The following is a 3,530-nucleotide window of genomic DNA, read 5'->3' as shown; positions in this document are numbered from 1 at the left end:
CGGCGGATCACGCGCGGCCCTACGAACGACGACCATGTCAAGGAGTCCCCGTGAGCACCATGTCGACGATGGTCGTCCTGCTTGCGGTGTACCGGTAGCGGGCTGGTGAGTACTCCCGGGGTGTAGTCGCGCGCTAGCAGTGATCCGGCGACATGACCCACACCGTGGATCCCGTACGCGGCCAGCGTCGCCCGAAACAGCGGCGAGCGCCCGTCCGTCGCCACTCCGTAGGCTGTCGCGACGGCAACGGGGACGGCGATCAGGCCGACCGCGACGGCCATCTGATCGGTGCCGATGCGCGCGGCCCGCCAGGTCACCGCCGGCACCCGTGGATGGCGTTCCCGCAGCCGGGGGACCACTGTGTCCCGCCAGTAGGCCGTGCCGAGTATCTCTTCAAGGTCGTGAACGGCCCATGCGACGAACAGACCCGCCGCGATTGCCTTCGGTCCCATCGCCCGATTCTGACCCCGGGTAGAACCGCTGTACACCCCGCTCGCCGGCTCAGTTCGGCGCCGGCGGCGTGCGCCGGAGCGTCCGGGATGGCATAGCCATCAGGTTGGCGCATTCCACCATCTCGCGACCCTGCCGTCGTTCGAAGCAGCATCCCGCTCCGTCGTGATCGGTCCGGCTCATCTTGACTTCCGCGCTGTCCGTGGGCGACAGGAGTGCCCCGGGGCGGCCACCGCTGATGTCGAGACAGCCCGGCTTTCGGTGCCTGCGGACACCTACGACAGTAGGGAGTCCTCCGGGCCGCTGCTGCCGGCCGGATACTCCAGCAGCGGCACCGTGCCCTTGCGCCAGGCGGACAGCACCGGGTCCACGATCCGCCAGCACTGCTCGGCGGTGTCGCCCCGGACCGATAGGCTCGGGTCGTCGTCCAGGACCCCGCGCAGCACCTCCCCGTACGCGGCCAGCTCGCCGGGCCCGAACTCGGCGTCCAGGGTCACCGGGTCGATCTCGAACGGGTCACCAGGGCCGTTGATGTTGAGGTCCAGGGCGAGCCGGTCGGGGCCGAAACCGATACGGAGCCGGTCCGGCCGGCCGTGGCCGGTCAGTCCGTCGGGCACGCGGGCGGGCTGCTTGAACGTGATGACGGCTTCCTTGCGGGTCGCACTCATCGCCTTGCCGGAGCGCAGCCGGAACGGCACCCCCGCCCAGCGCCAGGTGTCGACAGCCAGCACCACCTCGGCCAGCGTCTCCGTACCCCTGCTTTCGTCGACACCCGCCTCGTCCGCGTACGCGGGGAGCCGGCGACCGTCGATCTCCCCCGCCGTGTATCGCGCCCGGCGGGTGCAGGCCTGCACGTCGTCATTCCACAGCCGGGTGGCGCGCAGCACCTGGGCCTTGCGGTCGCGTAGCTCCCGCGCGTCGACGGACGGGGGAGCGTCCATGGTGAGCAGCGCGAGCACCTGCAGCAGGTGACTCTGCACCATGTCGACAAGCGCGCCGGCAGTGTCGTAATACCCGGCCCTGCCCTCCAGGGCCAGGCTCTCGTCGAAGAGGATGTCGACGCTCGCCACGTGCTCGGCGTTCAGCACCGGTTCGAACAGCCGGTTCGCGAACCGCAGCCCCAGAATGTTGAGCACGGTCGACTTGCCCAGGAAGTGGTCGACACGGTGAATCTGATTCTCCGGCACGAGCGTGGCCAGCAGCTTGTTGAGCTTCTCGGCACTGGCGGTGTCAATGCCGAACGGCTTCTCGAGCACCAGTCGGGTGCCCTCGGGCAACTCGACGCCGGTCAGCGCTCGGCAGGCCTTCGCGGTGATCGCCGGCGGAAGGGCGAAGAAGATGATCACCTGACCCCGGCAGGCGGCGAGCAGTCGCTCCAAGTCCTCCTGCCGGGTGACGTCGGCTTGGAGGTAACGCGTGCTCTGCACCGTGGCCGTCACCTGCGGGCCGGTCGCCGACGAGAAGGCCTCAGTCACCCGCTGACGCCAGTGCCCGTCGTCCCAGTCGTCCCTACCGCTGCCCACAAGGAACAGCGTTTCGCCGGGACTCTCGGCCAGCAGACCGCCCAGCCCCGGCAACAGCAGGCGTGCGGTGAGGTCGCCGCTGGCGCCCAGCACCAGCAATGTCTGTTCGTCGTCGGCTGATGCCACGGATTGCGTCTTCATGACCCGACCATCCCCCGCCCGCAACCTCCCTAACCGTCTCGGCGAACACCGGTCAGGTGCCGTTCGAGCAGAGCGGAGAAGGACCGCAGGACTCGGCGACCTCGCCCAGGCCCCACGGACGGCACCGACGCCAGCCTTTCCGCCCTCGACTACGTCTAGGAGAGCATGATGACCGGACGAGGCCGTCACACCGACGAGTCCTTCGCAGCCTTCGTGACGTCCCGCTCCGGCCGGCTGATCGGCTATGCCGAACTGCTCGAACACACGTTCCGGTTCTTCAAACAGACCCTCGGCTGGACCGCGCCGAAGATACGTGACCCGCAAGCCGCGGACCGGTGGACCTGGATCGTGATCGCCGCTCACACCCAACTGCGTCTCGCACGTCACCTCGCCCAGGACTTGCGTCGGCCGTGGGAGCGTCCGGCACCCGAGGGCCGACTCACTCCGGCGAGGGTGCGGCGAGGGTTTCGGAACCTGCGCGCGAAGACCGCCCGACCGGCCGGTGCGCCGAAACCCACCACACCCGGCCCTGGACGCCCACCCGGGTCACGAAACCATCGACCCGCTAACCGCCACGACGTCGGCAAAACCACCGAACGGGCACTCAGCATCGAAGAACGCAAGAAACACACGGGTCAAAGAACAAGCTCAGGACTCGGTGGCCTGATGAATGCCGGTCCCGGCGATGCCGTGTGAGGACGCGCGGAATCGTCGAGCGACTCCACCAAGCCCCGAGAGCATCGACATCGGCGAACGTATCTGCGCAGGGCAAGCGGCGCGCCGACTCGCGCCGCTTGTCCTGCGCTGAGTCGTGGAAATTCGCCCGGCAGCTCCGCTCCGGGCCACTACCCGGATAAGTTAGAGGGGTGAGTGACTGGAATACGAAGATCATCGAGCAGTTCCGCGCCCAGGGTGGCAAGGGGGTCGCCCAGTTCGGGGACGCGCTGCTGCTGTTGCACCACACCGGCGCCCGCACCGGCACCGTCCGGGTCAACCCGCTGGCCTACTACGACGACGGCGACCGTCTGGTCATCGTGGCCTCCAAGGCCGGCGCCCCGCAGAATCCGGACTGGTTCTTCAACGTGCGGGCCAACCCGGACACGACGATCGAGATCGGCTCGGAGACGGTCGAGGTCCGCGCGGCCGAGATCACCGGCGACGACTACGAGCAGACCTGGGCCCGGCTGACCGCGGCAATGCCCGGCTTCGCCGACTATCAGACCAAGACGGCCCGCCGGATCCCGCTGGTCGCGCTGCACCGCAACGACGGGTAATGGCGGCGCGCACAGCGCCTCCAGCACGACGTGCCGATGCCGGAGTAGCGGCGTCACCGGAGTCCCTCGCGGGCTCTCGCCTCGGTGGGTGCGAGGGCGGTGTCGAGCGTGCGCGCGGTGTCGATCAGCGGCACGTGGCTGA

The 3,530-nt window shown here is 68.9% G+C and carries 3 protein-coding genes and 1 pseudogene; 2 read left to right on the top strand and 2 right to left on the bottom strand.

Annotated elements, in window-relative coordinates:
- The coding region (locus AB0F10_RS44740; RefSeq protein WP_360640580.1) for an HXXEE domain-containing protein at positions 1–452 on the bottom strand (452 nt) is incomplete at its 3' end.
- 273 nt (positions 453–725) lie between these two features.
- Positions 726–2,114 carry a glucose-6-phosphate dehydrogenase gene (locus tag AB0F10_RS44735; RefSeq protein WP_360640578.1) on the bottom strand — a complete coding sequence of 463 codons (1,389 nt, stop codon included), beginning with the start codon at positions 2,112–2,114 and terminating at the stop codon, positions 726–728.
- A 255-nt stretch (positions 2,115–2,369) separates the two neighbouring features.
- Between AB0F10_RS44735 and AB0F10_RS44730 the strand changes: the two are divergent.
- Positions 2,370–2,810: pseudogene (locus AB0F10_RS44730) on the top strand (hypothetical protein); the annotation flags it as partial.
- Positions 2,811–2,980: 170 nt separating this feature from the next.
- Positions 2,981–3,388, top strand: a complete 408-nt coding sequence (locus tag AB0F10_RS44725; RefSeq protein ID WP_360640576.1) for a nitroreductase family deazaflavin-dependent oxidoreductase — start codon at positions 2,981–2,983, stop codon at positions 3,386–3,388.
- Positions 3,389–3,530 lie beyond the last annotated feature (142 nt).

This window comes from Actinoplanes sp. NPDC026623 (assembly GCF_040638275.1).
Classification (GTDB): Bacteria; Actinomycetota; Actinomycetes; order Mycobacteriales; family Micromonosporaceae; genus Actinoplanes.
Note: the sequence above shows the minus strand (reverse complement) of the source record. Positions and strands in the feature narration are given on the sequence as shown.

Coding starts and splice junctions, on each gene's coding strand:
- AB0F10_RS44735 (WP_360640578.1), bottom strand. CDS start 2,114: ATGAAGACGCAATCCGTGGCATCAGCCGACGACGAACAGACATTGCTG.